This window comes from Fulvivirga aurantia (genome assembly GCF_009711475.1).
GTDB lineage: Bacteria > Bacteroidota > Bacteroidia > Cytophagales > Cyclobacteriaceae > Fulvivirga > Fulvivirga aurantia.
In genome coordinates this window covers 1-1,894 of record NZ_SMMD01000348.1, presented here as the reverse complement: position 1 = coordinate 1,894, position 1,894 = coordinate 1, and the positions used below count along the sequence as shown (strand labels likewise).

The window sequence follows — 1,894 nt, the reverse complement described above, 5'->3', positions numbered from 1 at the left end:
TGTTGAGCCTGTTAAATGATGTATTCTGATTACCTAAATTTCAGTAAGTCTATTATCCCCTCAGAGTCACTTGTAGAGGACTCTGAGGGTTTAAGTCCCGATGGCTATCAGGCCTTATATCCATTATTGCTTTGTAAAGATGTAAATATCTGCTACACCGCTTTGCTCCAACCCTAATTGGTTTGCCTGAAGATCAAATTTGAAGTTTGCTCCGATCTCTTCATTCATAAATACATCGTTACCTTTATATACCAAAGTCTCTTTGGTAAAGTCATTGAGTTGCGCATATAGTGTGTTATTCTCTAGTGTTATGGTAAATTTTCCACCATCATTACCAGCTTATACTCCAACGTACTTTTCTAATTCACTCGCAGTAATTTCAGGAAATTCAAAATTGGGAAGTTCAAATGGCTCATTAAAATAACACCTCAAAACATCTCTGGTCAAAAAGTCCAGGTTGTAATCAATGGCATTGCTAGCCAATGCTATAGCCAACTTTTCTTCAGGATAGTAAATTGAGATGGTATGGAAACCATCAATATGACCACCATGTCCATATCCCATTTTATTTTTGTGAGGGAAAGGCATGATGCCCATTCCCAAGTTGTCTTGCGTTGAGGTCATTAAGTCGAGGCTTTCTTTGGAGATTATCTTTTCGTTGAAAAGTGCTTCGGTAAACTTGTTGAGGTCAATAGGTGTCGAAACCATCGAGCCTGCACCCATCGGTATAGACAAATTGGTTGCTTCCTCTTTTACCCATTGGCTCGTGTAATGGTATGAGTTACTTTCATTACCCAGTTGATTAACTCCGTCTGCATAATACGTGTTTTCAAGACCTAATGGCGTGGTAATTTGATCGGCAAGGAGCTCACTGAAGCTTTTATCATACAATTTTTCGAGCATGAGAGAAAGTAGTAAATAGTTTGAGTTGCTATATTCTCTTTGGCTGTCGGGTTCAAAATCACTTTCATAGCTTGATATGATCTGGAGCAGTTCCTGAGGCGATTTATACGTTGTGCGATAGCTCCAAAATGCCTCATCTTTTGTGAAGCTGTGGATCCCACTTCTATGATTTAAGAGATTACCTACCGTTATCTTTTCAGCATTTTCAATGGTTGGAAAATAGTGATCGATAGTTTGATCAATGTTTAGTTTTTTATCGTCTATGGCTTTGAAGACAAGCGTGGCAGTAAACATTTTAGAAGTAGATCCAATCCTGTATTTCGTTTCATTGGTAGATGAAGTTTGGTTTTCTATGTCTTCATATCCTATCGCTTTTGAATATATTACCTGCCCTTCATGTGATAAAGCTACAGTGCCCATAAACTTATCGTTTTGGTTGAGTAGGTCGAGCAATTTATCCAGTTTGTCTTTATCAAAAGTTCCGTTGTTTTCCTTATCGAGTGTGTGATTAGATGGCTCCTGGTTATCGGTATTACAGTGGGTCAGGAGTAATAAACACAGCAGTGCTGCTAGTAGCGAAATTTGTTTCATATTGTTTTTATTGAGTTTTGGATGATATACGTATAGCAAGGAACTATGTTATACATAATACCGGAAAACTTGAAATTACTTTTGTTGAATTAGGGGAGGTGTTTGATTTCTAGTGAATGGTGTACAACAGCTACTTGTCTGTTAGAATAATGAGTTGCTCGTGAATAATGAAATTATAAAAAATATCAGAAGCAGAATCATGCTTACTGCAATCATTAAAGTACTAACGATCTTCATTCTTCGATCGAGACGATTAACAATTATGCCATAAAAGCTATAGCAAGAATGTCCCAATATTATACCGATCATAATTGGTCCGTTTATCCTGCTGAAATAGTAATGAGTTTGGGGGTCTATAACATTCCTGAATTGGGCAAAACCAATTGTGTAAATGATCACT

2 protein-coding genes are annotated in these 1,894 nt (G+C 37.2%); both read right to left on the bottom strand.

The features are described 5' to 3' along the window. Nucleotides 1-123: 123 nt before the first annotated feature. Nucleotides 124-255, bottom strand: a complete 132-nt coding sequence (locus tag E1176_RS21215; protein WP_281349506.1) for a hypothetical protein — start codon at nucleotides 253-255, stop codon at nucleotides 124-126. An 84-nt stretch (nucleotides 256-339) separates the two neighbouring features. Beyond that, nucleotides 340-1,494 carry a serine hydrolase domain-containing protein gene (locus E1176_RS01720; RefSeq protein WP_155208850.1) on the bottom strand — a complete coding sequence of 385 codons (1,155 nt, stop codon included), beginning with the start codon at nucleotides 1,492-1,494 and terminating at the stop codon, nucleotides 340-342. Nucleotides 1,495-1,894: the final 400 nt, after the last annotated feature.

Excerpts from the sequence above, each read along its gene's own strand:
- E1176_RS01720 (WP_155208850.1), bottom strand. The coding sequence starts at position 1,494 with ATGAAACAAATTTCGCTACTAGCAGCACTGCTGTGTTTATTACTCCTG.